This is a genomic window from Denitrificimonas halotolerans, assembly GCF_034259425.1.
GTDB classification, from domain to species: domain Bacteria; phylum Pseudomonadota; class Gammaproteobacteria; order Pseudomonadales; family Pseudomonadaceae; genus Denitrificimonas; species Denitrificimonas halotolerans.
Genome location: NZ_JAXIVU010000001.1, coordinates 174,196 through 191,968, shown reverse-complemented (window position 1 = coordinate 191,968; position 17,773 = coordinate 174,196). Strand labels below are relative to the sequence as shown.

The 17,773-nt window shown below is 46.5% G+C and carries 18 protein-coding genes and 1 riboswitch; of the genes, 12 read left to right on the top strand and 6 right to left on the bottom strand.

Going from position 1 to position 17,773, the window contains the following annotated elements:
• Window positions 1–29 precede the first annotated feature (29 nt).
• The 3 genes from rnd (at window position 30) to TOI97_RS00850 (ending at window position 1,971) form a co-directional block, all read left to right on the top strand.
• Window positions 30–1,151, top strand: a complete 1,122-nt coding sequence (gene rnd, locus TOI97_RS00860; RefSeq protein ID WP_321552237.1) for a ribonuclease D — start codon at window positions 30–32, stop codon at window positions 1,149–1,151.
• Window positions 1,151–1,444 carry a YcgL domain-containing protein gene (locus tag TOI97_RS00855; RefSeq protein ID WP_321552236.1) on the top strand — a complete coding sequence of 98 codons (294 nt, stop codon included), beginning with the start codon at window positions 1,151–1,153 and terminating at the stop codon, window positions 1,442–1,444. Before rnd ends, TOI97_RS00855 begins: the two co-directional genes overlap by 1 nt.
• Window positions 1,445–1,749: 305 nt before the next feature.
• Complete coding sequence (locus TOI97_RS00850) at window positions 1,750–1,971, top strand: hypothetical protein (RefSeq protein ID WP_321552235.1); 222 nt, start codon at window positions 1,750–1,752, stop codon at window positions 1,969–1,971.
• A 165-nt stretch (window positions 1,972–2,136) separates the two neighbouring features.
• Here the strand turns inward: TOI97_RS00850 and TOI97_RS00845 are convergent, their stop codons facing one another.
• Window positions 2,137–2,349 (bottom strand): cold-shock protein, encoded by a 213-nt coding sequence (locus tag TOI97_RS00845; RefSeq protein WP_151183899.1) that lies wholly within the window; start codon window positions 2,347–2,349, stop codon window positions 2,137–2,139.
• A gap of 313 nt (window positions 2,350–2,662) precedes the next feature.
• On the opposite strand from TOI97_RS00845, the gene dcd reads away from it, so the two are divergent.
• Entirely contained in the window at window positions 2,663–3,229 is a 567-nt protein-coding gene (gene dcd / locus TOI97_RS00840; RefSeq protein WP_321552234.1) for a dCTP deaminase, read from the top strand.
• A gap of 339 nt (window positions 3,230–3,568) precedes the next feature.
• On the opposite strand, the gene TOI97_RS00835 is transcribed toward dcd, so the two are convergent.
• The 5 genes from TOI97_RS00835 to TOI97_RS00815 form a co-directional block, all read right to left on the bottom strand.
• The gene (locus tag TOI97_RS00835; protein WP_321552422.1) at window positions 3,569–5,398 is read right to left on the bottom strand and encodes an SLC13 family permease; all 1,830 of its coding nucleotides are present in this window, start codon (window positions 5,396–5,398) and stop codon (window positions 3,569–3,571) included.
• A gap of 1 nt (window position 5,399) precedes the next feature.
• Window positions 5,400–6,194, bottom strand: coding sequence for an ABC transporter ATP-binding protein (locus TOI97_RS00830; RefSeq protein WP_321552233.1), 795 nt, complete (start codon window positions 6,192–6,194; stop codon window positions 5,400–5,402).
• A gap of 1 nt (window position 6,195) precedes the next feature.
• A complete protein-coding gene (locus TOI97_RS00825) occupies window positions 6,196–7,086 on the bottom strand; it encodes an ABC transporter permease (protein WP_321552232.1) in 891 nt (296 codons plus the stop codon).
• A gap of 69 nt (window positions 7,087–7,155) precedes the next feature.
• Window positions 7,156–8,133, bottom strand: coding sequence for an ABC transporter substrate-binding protein (locus TOI97_RS00820; RefSeq protein ID WP_321552231.1), 978 nt, complete (start codon window positions 8,131–8,133; stop codon window positions 7,156–7,158).
• Between the two features lie 71 nt (window positions 8,134–8,204).
• Window positions 8,205–11,054 (bottom strand): valine--tRNA ligase, encoded by a 2,850-nt coding sequence (locus TOI97_RS00815; protein WP_321552230.1) that lies wholly within the window; start codon window positions 11,052–11,054, stop codon window positions 8,205–8,207.
• Between the two features lie 327 nt (window positions 11,055–11,381).
• Window positions 11,382–11,541: riboswitch (FMN riboswitch) on the top strand.
• A gap of 118 nt (window positions 11,542–11,659) precedes the next feature.
• Between TOI97_RS00815 and TOI97_RS00810 the strand changes: the two genes are divergently transcribed.
• The 8 genes from TOI97_RS00810 to ribD all read left to right on the top strand — a co-directional run bounded on the left by TOI97_RS00810 (window position 11,660) and on the right by ribD (window position 17,742).
• Window positions 11,660–12,322, top strand: coding sequence for a riboflavin synthase (locus TOI97_RS00810; protein WP_321552229.1), 663 nt, complete (start codon window positions 11,660–11,662; stop codon window positions 12,320–12,322).
• Between the two features lie 15 nt (window positions 12,323–12,337).
• Complete coding sequence (ribBA, locus tag TOI97_RS00805; RefSeq protein WP_321552228.1) at window positions 12,338–13,444, top strand: bifunctional 3,4-dihydroxy-2-butanone-4-phosphate synthase/GTP cyclohydrolase II; 1,107 nt, start codon at window positions 12,338–12,340, stop codon at window positions 13,442–13,444.
• 59 nt (window positions 13,445–13,503) lie between these two features.
• A complete protein-coding gene (ribH, locus tag TOI97_RS00800; protein WP_321552227.1) occupies window positions 13,504–13,980 on the top strand; it encodes a 6,7-dimethyl-8-ribityllumazine synthase in 477 nt (158 codons plus the stop codon).
• Window positions 13,977–14,471, top strand: a complete 495-nt coding sequence (gene nusB / locus TOI97_RS00795; protein ID WP_321552226.1) for a transcription antitermination factor NusB — start codon at window positions 13,977–13,979, stop codon at window positions 14,469–14,471. Before ribH ends, nusB begins: the two co-directional genes overlap by 4 nt.
• A gap of 36 nt (window positions 14,472–14,507) precedes the next feature.
• The gene (gene thiL / locus TOI97_RS00790) at window positions 14,508–15,470 is read left to right on the top strand and encodes a thiamine-phosphate kinase (RefSeq protein WP_321552225.1); all 963 of its coding nucleotides are present in this window, start codon (window positions 14,508–14,510) and stop codon (window positions 15,468–15,470) included.
• A 16-nt stretch (window positions 15,471–15,486) separates the two neighbouring features.
• Window positions 15,487–15,978, top strand: coding sequence for a phosphatidylglycerophosphatase A family protein (locus TOI97_RS00785; RefSeq protein ID WP_321552224.1), 492 nt, complete (start codon window positions 15,487–15,489; stop codon window positions 15,976–15,978).
• Between the two features lie 181 nt (window positions 15,979–16,159).
• Entirely contained in the window at window positions 16,160–16,642 is a 483-nt protein-coding gene (gene nrdR, locus TOI97_RS00780) for a transcriptional regulator NrdR (protein ID WP_321552223.1), read from the top strand.
• Window positions 16,639–17,742 (top strand): bifunctional diaminohydroxyphosphoribosylaminopyrimidine deaminase/5-amino-6-(5-phosphoribosylamino)uracil reductase RibD, encoded by a 1,104-nt coding sequence (gene ribD, locus TOI97_RS00775; protein WP_321552222.1) that lies wholly within the window; start codon window positions 16,639–16,641, stop codon window positions 17,740–17,742. Before nrdR ends, ribD begins: the two co-directional genes overlap by 4 nt.
• Window positions 17,743–17,773 lie beyond the last annotated feature (31 nt).

Genomic DNA, 17,773 nt, shown 5'->3' with positions numbered 1-17,773 from the left:
ACTGGGGTTGAATTTTAAGGAGTCGCCTTGTGTCCATACAAATAAACTGGATTAGTAGTGATGAGCAATTGTTGGAGCGTTGTCAACATTGGAACACATTAGATTTTATTGCGTTGGATACTGAGTTTATTCGCGTTGATACATTTTACCCGATTGCTGGGTTGTTACAGGTCAGTGATACTGAGAAAACTTACTTGATTGACCCTTTATTGATTGATAATTGGCAGCCTTTAGCAGAAGTGTTTGGCAATCAGCGTGTAGTTAAGGTATTGCACGCCTGTGGTGAAGATCTTGAAGTGTTCGCTTTATTAACGGGCGCGTTACCTGAGCCTTTGTTTGATACTCAGTTGGCTGCTGGGTATTTAAATATTGGTTTTTCGATGGGGTATTCACGCCTTGTACTAGAGTTACTTGGTATTGAATTGCCTAAAGGCGAGACACGGTCGAATTGGTTGCAGAGGCCATTAAGTGATTTGCAGGTTGAATATGCAGCGCAAGATACAGCGTATTTAGTGGAAGTGTATCGTGCACTGGTGCAACAGTTATCAGAACAAAAGTATGCTTGGGTGCTAGAAGATGGTGCCGCTTTAGTGGCTGCTGCGCAAAAGACTACAGACCCTTATGAGTTGTGGCGTTCAGTTAAGTTGGCCTGGAAATTGTCACCGCAACAGTTGGCTGTTCTGCGTATTCTATCAGCTTGGCGTGAGCAGCAGGCCCGTCAGCGTAATGTACCGCGTAATCGTATTATTCGGGAGAGTACTTTATGGGCGTTGGCTTATGAGCAGCCAGTCAGTATGGCACACTTAGCCAAGCTCGAAGATATGCATCCGCGTATTTTGCGTAATGAAGGTAAAATTTTGCTCGATATGATTAGTCAGGCGAAGGGGTTGCCACCCGAAGAGTGGCCTGACCCTTTGCCAGAACCTTTGCCGGTTGAAGCATCAAAGATTCTGAAGCGTTTGCGAAAGGTAGGTTTAGACTTGGCTAAAGACTTGAATATTGCTCCTGAAGTGATGTTGCGCAAGAAAATTCTTGAAGAGCTGCTGCGGACGGGCTATCCGGAAGGGCCGTATCATTTACCAGATAGTTTACAAGGTTGGCGTCGTGAGTTGATGGGCGATGCTTTATTAAATTGTTTAGAGGGCGTGTAGTGAAGCGTATTTGCTCAGTTTATCAGAGTACTAAAAAAGTAGGGATGTATTTATATGTGCTACGTGCAGATGGATTAAAACGCGTGCCTGAACCGTTATTGGAGTTGTTTGGAAAGTCTAAGCATGCTTTTGATTTAGTCTTAACACCGGAGCGTAAATTGGCGCGTGAAGATATCAGCGACGTGTTAGAGAGTTTGGATACTAAGGGCTACTTTTTACAGATGCCGCCACCTGAAGATGATTATGTTGTGCACTGGCCTGAGGAGTTATTGCGCCGTAACGACCCTGTCTAGGGCTGTTTATTAAGGTGAAGTGAAGTACGGTGATGGGAGTCTATCTGTAGGTGACAGTGGTTACTTCTTATCGGGCTGTGTAAAAGGCTTAGTGTTTTTCAGCTTAGAAGTTTTTGATGAAAAGGCTTCTTGTTAAGCCTTTGTTTTTCTTAATCTTCTTATTTCTTTGTATTTTAGTCTTAACTTACTAAGCATAAATGTTCTGACAGTATCCCTCTAATAACTTATGGTTATATGATTTTGACTTTTATAATATTTTGTCATATTATAGGTAACCATACACGTTTGAGGAGGATATGGTAGTCATGCGTATTAAAGGATCTAGTACCCGTGCGAAGCCAGCAGAAGCTGTTACTTCGCGTTCAACTCTCGCAGAGCAGACCGCAGCCTTTTTAAAGCAAGGTGGCGAAATTGAAAAAGTACCACGTGGTTTAAGTGGACAGCAGCAGGTGAGTTATTTCCGACGTTCAACACCAGCAACGCGTAAGCCAGCAGTAAAACCTAGTGCTAAAGCGGCAAAAAGCTAAATTTATAGAGATTATTAACGCGCCATTGATTCGGCTGAGAAAGCTGATTGAGTGGCGCGTTTTTATTTGTGCTTGAGTTTCAAGGTTGTAAGAATGGTTATGTGTAGGAAAGGAAATAGGAGACATAAAAAAACCCGCCGGAGCGGGTTTTTTAAGAATTACAAATTAAGAAACAACTTGTACTTCTTCAGCCTGCATACCTTTCTGGCCGCGAGCTGCGACGAAAGATACAGTTTGGCCTTCTTTCAGGCTTTTGAAACCGTCGCTTTGGATAGCGCGGAAGTGAACGAATAAATCGTCACCTGATTGAGGAGTGATGAAGCCGAAGCCTTTTTCATCATTAAACCATTTAACTACACCAGTTTGGCGATTAGACATTGTATGTCTCCTTGTACGAAGTAAAATTATGCTTGGATTTGAGCCCAAGTTGATACTGAGCGCAAGGAGTTACAGGAGTCGTAGCAATGATTGGATCGAGATCTAAACATATATTGATTCACGGTTACACATTTGCAGCAGCAGTGACGTCTACTGTACCTGATTTTATTTGAAGTACCAGCATTATTTTGCAAATTGTTTTAAATCAGGGGGCGGAGCTTGAAGCACTGCGAATGACTTATTAGTGTCAGTCGCTCCTGAATATAGGTAAACTAGCTTTATAATATTTCAACAGTTTTTTAGGAAGTATGGCATGAGTATTAAGTCGGATAAGTGGATTCGCCGTATGGCACAAGAGCATGGCATGATCGAGCCATTTGTTGAGCGTCAGGTGCGTAATGAAGGTGGTGAACGTCTGATTTCATACGGTGTGTCGAGCTACGGCTATGATGTACGCTGTGCTGATGAGTTCAAGGTTTTTACGAATTTGCACTCAGTGACGGTGGATCCTAAAGATTTCGATGAGAAGAGTTTCGTTGATGTGAAAGGCCCAGTGTGTATTATCCCACCGAACTCTTTTGCTCTGGCCCGTACTGTAGAATACTTTCGTATTCCACGTAATGTATTGACGATTTGCCTAGGTAAGAGCACCTATGCTCGTTGCGGTATTATTGTCAACGTAACGCCACTTGAGCCAGAGTGGGAGGGGCACGTGACATTAGAATTTTCAAATACAACAACCTTGCCTGCTAAGATTTATGCCAATGAAGGTGTGGCTCAGATGTTGTTTTTAGAGTCTGACGAGGAATGTGAAGTGTCCTATAAAGATCGTGATGGCAAGTACCAAGGTCAGCGTGGTGTAACTTTGCCGCGAGCCTAATATTTAATAGCAGTCATACGATGTTTAAAAACGGCAGATTGTGTAAGCAGTCTGCCGTTTTATATTTTTACTTATGTGTTGTGGTTTTTCTGGATAAACGATGTTGTGCTTTGCTATGGCACTGACCAGCTCGAATTAAAACTGTTAACTCTCTATGTGGGTAGCATGAATGCAGGTGCAGAAGTCTATAGCAGAATATGTTTTGTGGTATGCCGTATGGTTACTGTTTTGTTGAGTAGTCAATAATATCGCAGGATTGCTCAATGGCGAGGCTGGTGTTGTCATTTGGAGGGCGTTTGCTAATGGCGTATTTTCGTCTCATTGTTCATCATGATAGCGCTAAAGTGGAAAGAGTGTAGGGACAAGGGTAACGCTGGTGAGCATAACGAGCACAGTAAAAGGGACGCCAATGCGCACGAAGTCAGCAAAACGGTATTGTCCAGGACCCAGTACTAAGGTGTTTACTGGGGAAGAAATGGGTGTCATAAAAGCTGCGGATGCAGCTAAGGCGACAATCATAGCAAAAGGGGCAGGTGACACTTGTAAAGCTTCAGCGCTAGCAATAGCAACAGGAGCCATTAATACTGCAGTTGCTGTATTGGAAATAAATAAGCCAATAATCGCAGTGGCTATAAATAGAATTGCTAAAATAACTCGCGGTCCAGTATCACCAAAGAGGTTCATCAGGCCGCTTACAGCTAAATCAATCCCCCCCGTTTTTTGTAGAGCCAAGGCGAAGGGTAGCATGCCGACAATCAGCACAATACTTTGCCAGTGAATTGAACGGTAGGCACTTTCCATATCAATACAGCGAAAGGCGCCCATTAATAAGCAACCAATGAGCACCGCAATGACGTTAGGTACTAAACCTGCGACCATTAGAATAATCATTACCGCCAAGCTGAATAAAGCATGAGGGGCTTGGCTTATCGCTGGCGCAACATCATCAACTTCAGCTGGTAAGCTCAAGACTAAATAGTCACGGCTATGACTTTGTAAATCACGGATATGCGTCCAGTTGCCGGCGACTAATAAAGTGTCGCCAGCTTTGAGCTCTTCATCTACTAATAAGCCATCAAGGGCTTTTTGATTGCGACGTAGACCCAAGACATTCAGTTTGCGTTTGGAACGAAAACCCAGTTCCTGAATGGTTTGACCGGCTAAGCGAGAGTCAGGGGGTAGCATGACTTCAGCTAAGCCTAGTTCTCGGTGATGGTCATGAAAATAACTGTTTTGCATCGATACTGGTTCGATGCCCAGTTCATAGTAAGAGCCTAATAAGTTAATTGAAGGGCTAACTAAGTCAACCAGTAGAATATCACCGGCTTCTAGTTCAGTCGTGCCTGTGGCGTTGAGCAGCTTGATGCGAAAGCGGCGTTGGCGTTCAATGGCAATTACATTGATACCGTATTCTTTACGCAAGTGCAGTTCATCTAGCGTTTGTCCTGCGAGTTTTGAGTTAGGGCGTACACGTAGTCTTCGTTCGCGTCCAACTAGGCGGTACTCATGTACCAAGTCAGCAATTTTATGACGTTGCTCATGCTTAGTTTTTTGTTTGTCAGGTTGAGCAAGCCAATGGCGTGTGAGCAACATATAAATGATGCCTAAAAATAAAATTGCTAAACCAATAGGCGCAAAAGCAAAAAAGCTAAAGCCTGTATAGCCTGTACGTACCAACTCACTGTGCACAATCATGTTGGGGGGTGTAGCAACCAGTGTAAGCATGCCACTGATTAAGCCTGCAAAACTGAGTGGCATCATTAAGCGGCTAGGTGGAATGTTTAAGCGGGCTGCGATGCTCAGAACTACAGGAATAAAAATAGCTACCACACCTGTGGAGCTCATAATGGAACCCAACCCCGCAACGGTCAGCATGAGGAGCACAATAAGGCGTATCTCGCTATTTCCTGAGCGGTGCATTAAACGTTCGCCAAGCTGATAGGCGATACCTGTACGTACCAGGCCTTCGCCAATCACAAATAAAGCGGCGATCACGACAACGCTAGGATCGCTAAAGCCGGCTAAAGTCTCTTGTGTGCTGAGTACACCCGTTAGAGGTAGCGCTACAATCATTAGCACAGCAACAACATCCATGCGTGGTTTATTGCGTACAAATAAAACCATTGCGCAGAGTAGTAGAAATAAGACTAAGCCCAGTTGCAAGTTCATACTAACTGAGAAGTAAGGCGTCATCGGCCAGTTTTTCGCCGCGTACTTTTTCAAACATGGCCAACAAGTCGGTGACGTCTAACCCTTTACGTTCTTCGCCGCTGACATCTAAAACAACCTGGCCTTGGTGCAGCATAATGGTACGATCGCCAACATCCAAAGCTTGGCGCATGCTGTGCGTTACCATCATAGTGGTTAGGTTTTTTTCTTTTACGATGCGCTGGGTCAGCTGTAAGACAAAGTCTGCGGTGCGTGGGTCCAGTGCTGCGGTGTGTTCATCGAGCAGTAAAATTTCCGATGGACGTAATGCGGCCATCAGTAAGCTAACTGCTTGACGTTGCCCGCCAGAAAGTAAGCCAATACGGTCTTGGAGACGATTTTCTAAGCCAAGACCTAAGGTAGCTAGGTGCTCACGAAACCCTTCTCGCAATGAGGCTTTAACTGCACGACTTAGCCCGCGGCGTTGGCCACGTTGCTCAGCCAGTGACATATTTTCTTCAATGGTTAAGTCTTCACAAGTACCGGCCATAGGGTCTTGAAATACACGTGCAACTTGCTTAGCACGTTCCCATACGGGCATATGGGTAACATTAATGTCGTTAATTAAAATGCTACCGCGATCAACAGTTTGATCGCCAGAAATTGCATTGAGAAAGGTTGATTTACCTGCGCCATTGGTGCCAATCACAGTGACAAACTGACCTGCAGGAATTTGCAATGACATGCCTTGTAACGCTTGGGTTTCAATGGGTGTGCCGGGATTAAAAGTGAGATGTAGGTCGGTGGCTTTAAGCATCTTAAACCCTCTTGCCGCGTGCAAAGCGTTGTTTGAGGAGCGGGATCACCAGTGCAAGGGTGACCAATACCGCAGTGACTAGGTTGAGGTCTTGTGCCTGTAAACCGATAAAGTCGCTATTTAAAGCGAGCGCGATAAAGAAGCGGTACACAATAGCGCCAAGAATGACTGCCAAAGTTAATAGGAATAAGCGGCGTGACGGTAAAATACTTTCACCGACAATCACGGCAGCTAGGCCGATGACGATGGTACCGATGCCCATAGAAATGTCAGCACCACCTTGACTTTGAGCAAATAAAGCACCAGCTAAACCGACGAGGCCATTGGAAATTGCCATTCCTAGGATAACCATGGCACCTGTGTTAATGCCTTGTGAGCGGGCCATTCGAGGGTTAGAGCCAGTGGCGCGAATGGCTAAGCCTTGGCGGGTGGAAAAGTAAGCATCAAGCGCCAGTTTTGCTAGCAAGACAACAACGATTAAAATCACAGGACGGGCTATGTAATCAATGAGCCAGCTCGGTTCAAGTAGGGTGAAAACCGTAGGCTCCATAATTAATGGAATGTTGGGTTTGCCCATGATGCGCAGGTTGATGGAGTATAAGGCCGTCATCATTAAGATACTGGCCAGTAGGTCCATGATTTTTAAATGTACATTTAAAATAGCTGTGACGACACCGGCACTGGCACCGGCAAAGGCTGCTAAGGCAGTGGCTAGGAAAGGGTCCATGCCGTTGGAAATACAGAGAGCCCCAACTGCGCCCCCAAGAGGGAAGCTGCCATCGACAGTTAAGTCGGGAAAACGTAATAAGCGGAAGGAGATAAACACCCCGAGTGCCACTAAACTGAAGATCAAGCCGATCTCGAGGGCACCAAACATTGAAAACAGGGACATGGGCAGTTTGACCGAAAGCTAAATAAAAATACCCCGAGCACGGAGCAGTACTCGGGGCGTGATAGGGTATTAACGAATGATTTCAGCTGCACTATCAATCAGTTCTTGCGATAAGGTTACACCTTGCTTTTCAGCTGCACTGAGATTGACAAATAACTGAATGTTTTCGCTCGTTTGTGGTTTGATATCACCGGGATTTTCACCCTCAAGGATGCGTAGCACAATACGGCCGGTTTGTTTGCCTAAGTCCATATAATTCACACCTAGAGCTGCAATGGCTCCGCGTTTAACACTGTCGGTGTCAGAGGCAATTAGCGGAATATTCATATCATTACCTACTTTTACTAGGGCTTCATAAGCAGAAACCACGTTGTTGTCGGTATTGGTATAAATGACATCTACTTTGCCGACCAAGCTGCGAGCAGCTGAGCCAACGTCAACAGAGCGGGGAGCGGCTGCTTCCACTAAAGTTAGATTATAGTCGGCTAAGATTTTTTTCAGGGCGGTAACCACGGCCACAGAGTTGGCTTCGCCAGGGTTATAGACCATACCTACACGCTTTGCTTCAGGAACAATTTGTTTGATCAGTTCCATTTGCTTGCCTAGCTCGAGCACGTCCGATACACCAGTGACGTTGGTGCCGCTGGCCTCCCAACTAGGTGTGAGTTGACCTTCAACAGGGTCAGTGACCGCTGAAAAAATAATAGGGATACGCTTAGTTCCAGCAACAGCCGCTTGAGCAGAGGGTGTGGCAATGGCAACAATAGCGTCAGGCTGGTCACCAATGAACTTTCTGGCAATTTGTGCGGCAGTGCCGGTGTTGCCCTGTGCGCTTTGATATTGCCATTTAAGGTTTTTTCCCTCTTCGTAGCCGGCTTCGTTTAAGGTGGCTAAAACACCGTCGCGAACGGAATCTAGGGCGGGGTGTTCAACAATTGCGGTGACCGCAACAGATTTAACAGATTCAGCTAAAGCACCGAATGATGCACTCATGGCTAAAGTTAGAGCACTGAGCGAGAGCAGCGCTTTTTTTGTGAACGTAGTCATATATGCATGCCTCTTAATAGGGTGGCAGTATGCCAACAAGCCCGTTATTAATATAAATATCGATCAGCTTCTTACAAGCTGGCAATACGCGAGTGTTGCTCGGTTAAACGGGCTAATGCTTGCTCATAATCAGCTTGTTTAGCGCGTTCTTTTTCAATCACCTCGGCAGGTGCTTTTGCAACAAAGCCTTGGTTAGAAAGTTTACCGACAACGCGCTTGATTTCACCGTTTAAGCGCTGAATTTCTTTATCTAGTCGTGCTAGTTCAGCTTGTGTATCAATTAAACCGGCCATAGGCACTAACACTTGCATTTCACCAACCATTGCTGTGGCTGACATCGGTGCTTCTTCGTTTGCTGCTAATAAAGTGACGGAGTCTAGCTTAGCCAACTTGCTTAGGGTCACTTTGTTTACTTCTAGTCGACGTACGTCTTCAGCAGTGGTGTTGCTCAGAAACAGTGGTAAAGGTTTACCTGGGCCAATGTTCATTTCTGCTCGAATATTACGCAGAGCCAGCATTAGGTCTTTGAGCCATTCAATATCACCTTCTGCTTGAACGTCCAAATTGTCTTCTATGCTAGCAGGGAAGGGTTGTAACATGATGCTATCGCCTGACTTACCTGCTATTGGTGCAATGCGCTGCCAGATTTCTTCAGTGATAAAGGGCATAAATGGATGAGCTAAGCGTAAAGCAGCTTCTAGCACAGTGACCAAGGTGTGGCGAGTGCCACGGGTGCGTTCCGCAGGCGCTTCTTTATCCCATAGAACCGGCTTAGACAGCTCTAAATACCAGTCGCAATATTGGTTCCAAATAAACTCATACAGCGCTTGGGCGGCTAAGTCGAAGCGGAAGTTGTCTAATTGACGACTGACTTCAGTTTCAGTGCGCTGTAGTTGTGAAATAATCCAACGGTCAGCAACCGTGAGTTCGATCGCTGAGTTATCTAAGCCGCAATCTTGGCCTTCACACTGCATCATTACATAGCGTGCAGCATTCCAGATTTTATTACAGAAGTTTCGGTAGCCTTCCACGCGGCCCATGTCGAACTTTACGTCACGGCCGGTAGAGGCCAATGATAGGAAAGTAAAACGCAGCGCATCGGTGCCGTAACTGGCAATACCATCAGCAAACTCTTCACGGGTTTGCTTTTCAATGGCTTTTGCCATTTGTGGCTGCATCATGCCGCTGGTGCGCTTTTTGACTAAGGTTTCAAGATCGATACCGTCGATAATATCCAAGGGGTCTAGTACGTTACCTTTGGATTTCGACATTTTATGGCCTTGGCTATCGCGTACTAGACCGTGCACATATACCGACTTGAAAGGGATTTGTGGTGTGCCATCTTCGTCTTTAATTAGGTGCATGGTCAGCATGATCATGCGTGCAACCCAGAAGAAGATAATGTCAAAACCTGTTACCAGTACATCAGTAGGGTGGAAGGTTTTTAGGTACTCGGTTTGTTCTGGCCAGCCTAAAGTTGAAAAGGTCCACAGACCTGAGCTAAACCAAGTGTCTAGCACATCGTTATCTTGGCGTAAGTTGATCTCGCCAAGATTGTGTTTTTCGCGCACCTCAGTTTCGTTACGACCGACATAAACATTGCCAGCGTCATCATACCAAGCTGGAATGCGATGCCCCCACCACAGTTGACGACTGATGCACCAGTCTTGAATGTCACGCATCCAACTGAAATACATGTTTTCGTATTGTTTGGGTACAAATTGAATGCGGCCATCTTCAACAGCGGCAATGGCAGGCTCTGCTAAAGGTTTGGTGGATACATACCACTGATCAGTTAACCAAGGCTCAATCACGGCGCCAGAGCGGTCGCCACGGGGCGTTTTTAATGCGTGGTCGTCGATGCTGACCAATAAGCCGGCAGCATCCATTGCGGCAACAATCTGTTTGCGCGCCTCAAAACGATCTAAGCCGGCGAATGCTGCGGGTAGGCTGTTATCTAAATCATGATTAACTGAGCCGTCAGTATTGAAAATCTGGGCGGTAGTTAGAATGGCAGCATCCTGGTCCAAAATATTAATCATTGGCAGACCATGACGCTTCCCTACTTCATAGTCGTTGAAGTCGTGAGCAGGAGTGATTTTCACACAGCCAGTACCGAACTCTGGATCACAATAATCATCGCCTACAATAGGGATGCGGCGTCCTATTAAAGGAAGTTCAACATAAGAGCCGATCAGGGCTTTATAACGCTCATCCTCTGGATGTACGGCTACTGCGCTATCCCCGAGCATGGTTTCGGGGCGGGTAGTGGCAACCACTAGGTAGTTTTTACCTTCGGTGGTTGTGGCACCGTCGGCTAAGGGGTAGCGCAAGTTCCATAAATGTCCTTTCTCGTCGTGATTTTCCACTTCTAGGTCAGAAATTGCGGTATGGAACTTAGGGTCCCAGTTGACCAAGCGTTTGCCACGGTAAATTAAGCCATCTTCATGTAAGCGTACAAATGCTTCTTGCACCGCAGCAGACATGCCTTCGTCCATAGTAAAGCGTTCTCGGGACCAGTCTACGGAGCTACCTAGGCGGCGGATTTGTTGAGTGATGGTGCCACCTGACTGCTCTTTCCACTCCCAGACTTTTTTGAGGAAAGCTTCGCGGCCGAGGTCATGACGATCGAGGCCTTGTGCAGCAAGTTGACGCTCAACCACCATTTGCGTGGCAATGCCTGCGTGGTCTGTGCCGGGTTGCCACAAAGTGTTACGGCCTTGCATGCGGCGGTAACGAATCAGTGCATCCATAATGGCGTTATTAAAGCCGTGCCCCATATGTAAGCTGCCTGTGACGTTCGGCGGAGGAATCATAATGGTGTAAGGCTGACCAGAACCCTGGGGGGCAAAGTATTGATTGGTTTCCCAAGTTTGGTACCAAGTGGCTTCAATGGCGTGCGGCTGATAGGTCTTATCCATAGTGCGGCGGGACCCCTAAATAAAAGACGGCTAATAGGAAAACCGCAAAGTATACCGTCAAATGAGCTTTGACCATAGGCTCAGGCCGATGTTTTGCTGATGAAGTGACCTTTTGCCTAGGTTTAGTCAGTTTTTTGCGGTTTTATAAAGTGTTTTTAACTTGCAGCATGAAAGTTAGAGATAAAGTAACTCTCATAGTGCGGATGACAGACGATCTCTGGTAGAGCTTGTTTTTAAAGTTAATAATACACAAATGCTTGCAAGCGGTGCAGAACAACTCAATATATGGTAAAAAGTACCGCACTAACACAAAATAGTTGATGTTAGTGACGTTCTCAGGGCGGGGTGAGATTCCCCACCGGTGGTAATTACCTCAAGCGGGTATAGCCCACGAGCGCTTATGCATGCTTTGATAGATGAATAAGGTCAGCAGACTTGGTGAGATTCCAAGGCCGACGGTTACAGTCCGGATGAAGAGAGAGCGGGATCCGTTTCCGTGCATATCTTGCGCGGCACACTCCCATTCGATCAAAAACAGCCTTGTTTGATGTTAAACAGGAGATCGACACAGGCAGGCACCCATGCTTGTCTTGTGCGGAGGTTCTATGTTCACAGGAATAATCGAAGCAATAGGCCATATTCGTAGCATGACCCCAAAAGGCGGGGATGTGCGTGTGCATGTGGCAACAGGAAAGCTAGACTTAACCGATGTAAAGCTGGGTGACAGTATTGCAGTCAATGGTGTGTGTTTAACAGTTGTTGAACTGCCAGGTGATGGTTTTTGTGCTGACGTGAGTCGTGAGACTTTAGCGCGCAGTGCTTTTGTTAATTTAAAACATGGCAGCCCCGTTAACTTAGAAAAAGCTTTGCTACCCACTACTCGTTTAGGTGGACACTTGGTCAGTGGGCATGTAGATGGCGTAGGTGAAGTGCTTTCACGCAATGATAATGCACGCGCGGTACAGTTTTGGATTCGAGCCCCGAAAGCATTGGCGCGTTATATTGCGATGAAAGGTTCAATTACTGTTGATGGCACGAGCCTGACAGTGAACGGCGTTGATGGCAGTGAGTTTGAGCTGACCATTGTGCCTCATACTTTGCAAGAAACCATTATGGCAAACTATCAGGCCGGTCACTTAGTTAACTTAGAGATCGACCTCATTGCTCGCTACCTTGAGCGTTTGCTGCAAGGTGAAAAAGCTGCTGAGCCAAGTAGTCAAGCTATTACCGCTGACTTTTTAGCCGAGCATGGTTTTATGCGTTCTTAATTGAAGGGTTACTCTGTGTCATTAAATACGATTGAAGAAATTATTACAGATATTCGCGCTGGAAAAATGGTCATCTTAGTGGATGATGAGGATCGCGAAAATGAAGGCGATATTATCATTGCCTCAGAGTGTGTAACGGCTGAACATATTAACTTCATGGCTAAACATGCGCGAGGCTTGATTTGCATGCCCATGAGTGTTGAGCGCTGTGAGCGTCTGGGTCTACCTTTAATGGCTCGGCATAATGGTTCAGGATTTGGTACTAAATTTACGGTTTCGATTGAAGCTGCTGAAGGTGTTACCACCGGTATTTCCGCAGCTGACCGTGCTCGTACAGTACAGGCGGCCGTGGCAAAAGATGCGGCGGCTGATGATATTGTTAGTCCGGGGCATATTTTCCCGTTAATGGCGCAGCCTGGCGGGGTTTTGGCACGAGCTGGTCATACTGAGGCGGCTTGTGATTTGGCTCGTTTAGCGGGTTTTGAATCGTCCGGTGTGATTTGTGAAATCATGAACGATGACGGCACCATGGCGCGTCGCCCTGAGTTGGAGTTATTTGCTCAAGAACACGGCCTGAAAATGGGTACTATTGCCGACTTGATTCATTACCGTATGATTCATGAGCGCACTATTGAGCGTGTTTCAACGCAAAAATTGGATAGCGAAGTAGGGCAATTTAATTTAGTTACTTATCGTGAATCCAATCTTGGTGATGTTCATTTGGCACTTACTTTAGGTACTATTAGCCCTGAACAGCCAACTTTAGTACGAGTGCATAATATGGATCCGCTGCGTGACTTATTTATGGTCAATCAAGAAGGCCGTTGGAGTTTACGCGCAGCGATGACTGAAGTCGCTAAAGCAGGCAGTGGCGTGGTGCTATTATTAGGTAATCAGATGACCGGTTCTAGCTTATTGGAACACTTGGAGCGTCACTTGGGAGAAGGTGGCGAAGCTAAAACAGCGAAGACTCCATCGACTTATAGTACGGTTGGTGCAGGCTCACAGATTCTGCGTGATTTAGGCGTACGTAAAATGCGTTTATTAAGTTCACCAATGCGCTTTAGTGCTATATCTGGGTTTGACTTGGAAGTTGTAGAATACCTGCAGCCGCAGGATTAACTGTTATATAGGAGTGGCTTTAGCGTGCTGCTCCTTCGCTCTTTACTAGGATTAAAAAAATGACCTTAAAGACAATCGAAGGTACCTTTACCGCCCCTAAGGGCTCATTTGCACTGGTTGTAGGCCGCTTTAACAGCTTTGTTGTTGAAAGTTTGGTTGAGGGTGCAATTGATACATTAGTACGTCACGGTGTAAACAAAGATGACATTACTGTGATTCGTGCACCAGGTGCTTTTGAGCTGCCTTTAGTTGCACAGAAAGTTGCTGAGCGTAAAGAGCATGCAGCAATTATTGCTTTAGGTGCAGTGATTCGTGGTGGTACGCCACACTTTGAGTATGTTTCAGGTGAGTGCACTAAAGGTTTAGCCCAGGTCTCTATGCAATTTGGTGTGCCAGTAGCTTTTGGAGTCTTAACTGTTGACTCCATTGAGCAAGCGATTGAGCGTTCAGGGACTAAGGCAGGTAACAAAGGTACAGAGGCAGCGCTGTCAGCGCTAGAAATGGTAAGCCTGCTTGCGCAGCTGGAGGCCAAGTGAGCTTAAACAACGACGATTGTCGCGATAATCCACCGCCACGGGCTAAAGGGCGTATTGCTATGCGTCGTGTGGCGCGTACTTTAGCGATGCAGGCTTTGTATCAATGGCATGTGGCGGGGCAGAACCTCAATGAAATTGAGGCGCAGTTTCGTGTCGATAATGATTTTGACGGGGTTGACGGAGCATACTTCAACGAAATCTTACGTGGTGTGCCCGGTAAGAAAAGTGAAATTGATGCACTGATTGAACCTTATCTTGATCGTCCTATGGATGAGCTCGATCCTGTTGAGTGGGCTATTTTGCGCTTAGCAACTTGGGAGCTGAGTACGCGTATTGATGTGCCTTATCGTGTGGTTATTAACGAAGGCATTGAGCTTGCAAAAGTTTTCGGTGCAACTGATGGCCATAAATATGTGAATGGCGTACTGGATAAGCTGGCTTTGCGCCTGCGCGGAGCAGAAATTCGTGACGCAAGACTCAATAAGAAGTAATGCAGGGCTGCACTCGCCAAGGGTGAGAGTCGTAGCATGAATGAGTTTGAGTTAATCCAAAAGTTTTTCACTCGCTCTGCCTGTGCGCAGGGCGGTGAAAATATCTTTTTAGGTATCGGTGATGATTGCGCGTTGCTGCAGATTGCTAGAGAACAGCATTGCGCGGTGTCTACAGATACCCTTGTCAGTGGTGTTCATTTCCCTGAAAACGCTCCAGCATTTTTACTCGGGCAGCGTGCGCTAGCGGTTGCTACCAGTGATTTAGCGGCTATGGGTGCTAACCCCATTGGCTTTACTTTAGCTTTGACCTTACCGGAGCTGAGCACCCAGTGGCTGCAAGCCTTCAGCGAAGGATTAAGTACCATGGCATTACGTTGTGGTATTCCTTTAATCGGTGGAGATACCACAAGTGGCCCGTTATCTATGACGGTCACAGTGATCGGGGCAGTATTGCCATGCCAAGCACTTGTGCGATCAGCTGCGCAAAGCGGCGATTTACTTTGTGTAAGTGGAGCTTTAGGTGCTGCCGCTGCTGCAGTGCCATTGGTGCTGGGGGAGATTAGTTCTAAACATCTTTCCGAGCAGAGTCTTGAGCAGCTACTGAACGCTTATTGGTCACCTCAACCGCAGTTAGCATTGGGGCAGTTTCTCTTGGGTAAGGCTCATGCTGCGCTGGATATTTCTGATGGTTTGCTTGCAGACTGTGGGCATATTGCACAGGCTTCGGGCGTGTCTTTACATATTGAACAAGAGCGTGTGCCTGTAGCTTGTGCTGCTCAGCAGTTGTTAGGGGTTGACGCTGCTTTGCAGTGTGCTTTGAGTGGTGGTGATGATTATCAGTTGGCTTTTACTTTACCAGCCACGCAATTATTAACTGTTCAGCAAGCGTTTCCAACGGTGCAGGTGATTGGCCGAGTGTGTGCGGGCAGTGGTGTGCATTTAATGGATCGAGCAGGACAGGTAGTACCTCAGGTTTATAGTGGCTACCAACATTTTTAATAAGGATTGAAGACCCATGCGAACACCTCAGGTTTGGAGTAATTTTTGGCACTTTATAGCTTTTGGTTTTGGCTCAGGCTTGGCTAAGAAAGCTCCAGGAACATGGGGGACATTGGCAGGGCTTGCAGTTTTACCGTTGCTGTATTTGTTACCGTTATGGGCAGGGATAACCACCATCGCGTTTGCTAGTCTCTTTGGGGTTTGGTTATGTGGTCGAGTTGCTAAAGACCTTGGGGTGCATGATCACGGTGGTATTGTTTGGGATGAGATGGTCGGTATTTGGATGACGCTTATCCTGTTGCCACATACTTGGATATGGTGGGTATTGGGCTTTGTTCTTTTTCGTGCGCTCGATATTCTCAAACCGTGGCCTATTTCAGTGCTGGACCGTAGGCTTGGCGGTGGCTTAGGCATTATGCTTGATGATATGTTGGCTGGCGCGATTGCAGCAACGCTGTTATATATTTTATGGCAAGCTGAATTGCCATTTTTTAATGGGTTAAGCTAGGGATAACTTGACCGTGTAACTATGTTGAAACGTATGTTTAAAGGTTTTTTGCAAAAGGTAGTGGGTCTTGCTGAATAGCAGTGGCTTCAACTCAAAGATTTTACGATTAGTGTTCGGTTTTTCTCAGTAGCAAGATAGGCTACTATCAGTCTCTAGTTTTTTACAGAAGCGATCAGTCCAAATGTATTGTCCTTTTTGTGGTGCCAATGATACTAAGGTTATTGACTCGCGCTTAGTGGCCAATGGCGATCAAGTGCGCCGTCGACGTGAGTGTTTACTCTGTGAAGAGCGGTTTACGACTTTTGAAACTGCAGACCTCGTTTTGCCGCGCTTGATTAAACAAGATGGTAGCCGTCAACCATTTGACGAAGATAAGTTGCGTGCGGGTATGTTGCGTGCTTTAGAGAAACGCCCTGTTAGTCTTGAGCGGCTGGAGGAGGCTGTAGCCCGTATTAAACGTAAGTTGCGTGGCAAAGGCGAACGCGAAGTGCAGTCACTGGTGGTCGGAGAGTTGGTGATGAATGAGCTGAAAAAGCTCGATGAAATAGCCTACATTCGCTTTGCTTCTGTATATCGCCGTTTTCAGGATCTCAATGAATTCCGTAAAGAAATTGAGCTAATGGCTAGTAGTGCTGCACAAGCTAAGGATGCTGAGGAAGAATGAATGATCAGTTTTATATGGCGCAAGCATTACGTCTTGCCGAACAAGGTTTGTACAGTACTCATCCAAATCCACGTGTAGGCTGTGTCATCGTATTGGACCAACAAGTTGTGGGTGAAGGGTGGCATAGGAGAGCAGGTGAGCCGCATGCTGAGGTGCATGCCTTAAAGCAGGCAGGCAGGCGTGCTCAGGGTGCAACAGCATACGTTACCTTAGAACCATGTAGTCATCATGGATTAACACCGCCCTGTGCTGAGGCGTTAGTCAATGCGGGAGTGCAGCGAGTAGTGATGGCGATGCAAGACCCTAACCCTCAGGTTGCGGGGCAGGGTGCAGCATTATTGCGTGCGCAAGGCATTGAAGTAGATATATTAGACGGTGCATTGAGTATCGCTGCTCGCCAATTAAACTGTGGTTTTATAAAGCGTATGGAACAAGGGCAGCCATTTGTACGATTAAAGTTGGCGATGAGTTTAGATGGACGCGTCGCTATGGCTAGTGGTGAAAGTCAGTGGATTACTGGAGTTGCTGCGCGTGCGGACGTGCAAAAATTACGTGCTCGTTCGAGTGCTGTGATTACAGGGGCAGACACTGTGATGACAGATAATGCAAGATTAACTGTACGTGCTGAAGAGCTACCGCTCAGCGCAGAACAGAAAAATTTAGCATTGTTGCGTCCTCCCTTGAGGGTATTGATTGATGGGCGTTTACGGGTGCCGACAGATGCCCCCTTCTTTATGGCGGGGCCTGTGCTTGTGGCGACTTATCAAACACCGCCAACGGATACAGCCAGTATTGATTACATTCAGCTGCCAGAGCGTAATGGCCATGTGGATTTGACTGTGTTATTACAAAAGCTCGCTGCCCTTGGCATGAATGAGTTGATGATTGAGGCGGGGCCGCAGTTGGCAGGCGCCTTCATGCAAGCCGGCTTGGTGGATGAGCTATATATTTATATGGCAGGCATGTTGCTAGGCTCTAGTGCCCAACCTTTGATGCAGCTGCCTGTTGATTATATGGCTGATGCCGTGCAATTAAATATTAAGGAAGTTCGCGCTTTGGCGAATGATTGGCGGATCATCGCTCAGCCTGTCAAAAGGTAGGGTTTGTTTTTATGTTGCAAAGACAGTTTAA